The organism is uncultured Cardiobacterium sp. (assembly GCF_938028185.1).
Lineage (GTDB): Bacteria > Pseudomonadota > Gammaproteobacteria > Cardiobacteriales > Cardiobacteriaceae > Cardiobacterium.
The window spans coordinates 1-3,178 of the sequence record NZ_CALJAH010000278.1; the positions used below are offsets into that span (position 1 = coordinate 1).

Annotated in this window: 3 protein-coding genes; all 3 read right to left on the reverse strand. The window is 61.8% G+C overall.

What is annotated here, in order from left to right; genetic code table 11:
* Positions 1-138: 138 nt before the first annotated feature.
* Positions 139-1,593 carry a nicotinate phosphoribosyltransferase gene (locus Q0349_RS08235; RefSeq protein WP_298080387.1) on the reverse strand — a complete coding sequence of 485 codons (1,455 nt, stop codon included), beginning with the start codon at positions 1,591-1,593 and terminating at the stop codon, positions 139-141.
* Positions 1,590-2,075, reverse strand: coding sequence for an FxsA family protein (locus tag Q0349_RS08240; protein WP_298080388.1), 486 nt, complete (start codon positions 2,073-2,075; stop codon positions 1,590-1,592). The genes Q0349_RS08235 and Q0349_RS08240 overlap by 4 nt, the downstream gene beginning before the upstream one ends.
* 99 nt (positions 2,076-2,174) lie before the next feature.
* Positions 2,175-3,178: ATP-grasp domain-containing protein (locus Q0349_RS08245; protein ID WP_298080389.1), on the reverse strand; the 1,004-nt coding region annotated here is incomplete at its 5' end.

Sequence of the window (3,178 nt, forward strand, 5' to 3'; positions counted from 1 at the left end):
GGCGTCCGTAGAGCGGCGCTCGCAATGCTGTTATTGCAAACATTTTTTGGTTTGGCGGTGGGGCAAGCCCCACCCTACTTGGTTCATTTACATACACTTGAGCGCTCAAGGTGTATGTATATTGGGGAGGGAACGGTTCTATTGCGGTTTCCCGGCGTGTTCGCGGATGAGGTCTTGTTTTAACTGCCACAGCGCTTGCGAGAGATCGACGTAGTAGCCGTGCGGGTTTTCCAGGCGGCGGATTTCGTCCCACAGGGTTTGTTGTTCGTGCTGGCAGTGGGCACGTACGTCTTCTAATGATGGCATGGTGATGCTGCGCGCGCCCGCTTCCATCCACGTTTGCAGCCGTTTTTCGGCGCGAAAGCCCGTGACGGTTTTGCGTTTCCACGGGTATTCGGGGTCGAACAGTTCGTAGGGCTGGCTGTCGTCGATGGTTTCGTCGTGCAGGGTGATGACGTCGGCGATGGCTTTGCCGCCCGCGTCGTAGAGCCGCCACAGTTGTTTGTAGCCGGGGGTGGTGGTCTTGGCGAGCGTTTCGCTGATTTTGATTTTGGGGATAATCGCGCCGTCTTTTTCCAGCGCGACGATTTTGTACACGCCGCCGAAGACGGGGTTGCTTTTCGCGGTAATCAGCCGCTCGCCAACGCCGAAGTTGTCGATTGCCGCCCCCTGCTGGACGAGGTCTTTGATGAGGTATTCGTCGAGCGAGTTGGAGACGGTGATTTTGGTGTCGTGCAGCCCGGCGGCGTCGAGCATTTCGCGGGCGCGGTTGCTGAGGTAGGCGAGGTCGCCGCTGTCGATGCGGATACCGCGCAGCGCGTGGCCGTTCGGCGCGAGGTATTCGTTGTGGACGCGGATGGCGTTGGGGATGCCCTGGCGCAGGGTGTCGTAGGTATCGACCAGCAGCACGGTACTGTCCGGCCAGGTTTTTGCGTACTGGAGGAAGGCTTCGTATTCGCTGTCGAAGCTCTGCACGAAGGCGTGCGCCATGGTGCCAACCACCGGGATGCCACTCACGTATTCGCTGTAGGTGTTGGCGGTCGCGGCGACGCCGCCGATGTAGGCGGCACGCGCGCCGTAATGCGCGGCATCGCCGCCGTGGGCGCGGCGCGCGCCAAATTCAAAGACCGGCCGCCCCGCCGCCTCATGCACGATACGCGCCGCTTTGGTGGCGATGCGCGACTGGTGGTTGAGGGTGAGCAGCAGGTAGGCTTCAATCAGTTGGCAGTCAATCAGCGGCGCGCGCACGGTCAGTAGCGGCTCGTGCGGGAAGATGACCGAGCCTTCCGGCACGGCGCGGACGTCGCCACGGAAGCGGAAGTTGGCGAGGTAGTCGAGGAATTCGGCGGTGAAGACGCCTTTGCTGCGCAAAAAGGCGATGTCATCCGGGGCGAAGTGGAAAAATTCGAGGTAATCCAGCACCTGTGTCAGCCCGGCGAAGATGGCGTAGCCGCCGTGGTCGGGCACGGTGCGGAAGAAGTAGTCGAAGTAGGCGATTTCGTGCTGGCGGCCTTGGTTGAAGTGGCTTTGCGCCATGGTAAGCGCGTAGTAGTCCATCATCAGGACGCGGTGGTTGCTTATGACTTGTTTCATTCGTGGTCTCTCCGGTTGGGGTTGGGGGCATCCAGCAGTTCACCGTGGATAACGCTGCCGTCTTCGCGGGTGGCGGTGACGTCGTTCTCCGGCGGCTCGTGTTCGTAAACATTGCCCTGTTGTTGCCAGGAAAAGGTGCTGTACACGGTCTGCGTCGGCAGGATGCGCAACAGCAGCCCGGCAAAGAGCGCGCGCAGCGGCGGCACGAGGAAGACGAGCGCAAGCACGCTGCTGATAAAGCCGGGGACGAGCAGCAAAACGCCCGCGGTCATGCGGTACACACTCTCGCGGGCGACATCGCGGCCAGGGGTTTCGGCCATGCGCAACACCGCTTGCTGCTGGCTGCGCAACAGCCACGAACCAATGGCGCTGGAAAGGATGAGCAGGCCGAGGGTGGCGAAGAAGCCGATTTTGCTGACGACGGCAATCAGCGCGATCAGTTCGGCGACGCCCCAAAGGCCAAGCAGGGCAAGAAAGGGCATGGTGTTCTCCCGTTAAAATCTGGCGCGGATTATACCCGCTTGTGTAACCGCGCCGGAATGGCAAGGGCGCCAACCGGCGCCCTGCAAGCAGACGGTTATTCAGATTTCTTGTAACGCCCGTACTTTTTCTTCTTCACCAAAGGAAAGCGCCAACGCGACCGCGTGTGCGCCCGCTATCGTCGTCTGGTAGAAGACTTTGTGCATCAGCGCTTCGCGGCGGATGGTGTAGCTGTCGGCGATGGCTTTTTTGCCGGCGGTGGTGTTCACAATCATCGCGATGTCGCCGTTGATGATGTGATCGACGATGTGCGGGCGGCCTTGTGCGACTTTGTTCACCCGTTCGCAGGCGATGCCGTTTTCCTGCAAGTGCGCGGCGGTGCCGCCGGTCGCGACAATGTTGTATCCGGCGGCGGTGAGCAGGCGCGCCACTTCCACCGCTTTCGCCTTGTCGTCATCTTTGACGGAGATGAAGACGGTGCCGCCGGGGGCGGGCAGGCGTTCGCCCGCGCCGCGGATGCCTTTGTGGAAGGCTTCGGCGAAGGTCGCGCCCAGCCCCATCACTTCGCCGGTGGATTTCATTTCCGGGCCGAGGATGGGGTCAACGTTCTGGAATTTGGCAAACGGGAACACCGCTTCTTTGACCGCGTACAGCGTCGGGCGAATTTCGTCGCGGATGCCTTGCGCGGCGAGTGTTTTGCCCGCCATGCAGCGCGCGGCGATTTTGGCGAGCGGCCGCCCGGTCGCCTTGGAGACGAACGGCACGGTGCGCGAGGCGCGCGGGTTCACTTCGAGGATGTAGATGGCGTCGCCTTTGACGGCAAATTGGGCGTTCATCAGGCCGACGACGCCGAGGGCGCGGGCGAGCGCTTTTGCCTGCGCCTCGATTTGTTCGCAGATGGCGGGCGCGAGGCGGTAGGGCGGCAGCGAGCAGGCGGAGTCGCCGGAGTGTACGCCCGCCTGTTCGATGTGTTCCATCAGGCCGCCGAGGATGACGGTTTCGCCGTCGCAGATGACGTCGATATCGACTTCGATGGCATCATCAAGGAAGCGGTCGAGCAGGATGGGCGCGTCGGGCGAGACGTGCAGCGCTTCTTTCATGTAGT

Coding starts and splice junctions, on each gene's coding strand:
- Q0349_RS08240 (WP_298080388.1), bottom strand. CDS start 2,075: ATGCCCTTTCTTGCCCTGCTTGGCCTTTGGGGCGTCGCCGAACTGATC.
- Q0349_RS08235 (WP_298080387.1), bottom strand. CDS start 1,593: ATGAAACAAGTCATAAGCAACCACCGCGTCCTGATGATGGACTACTAC.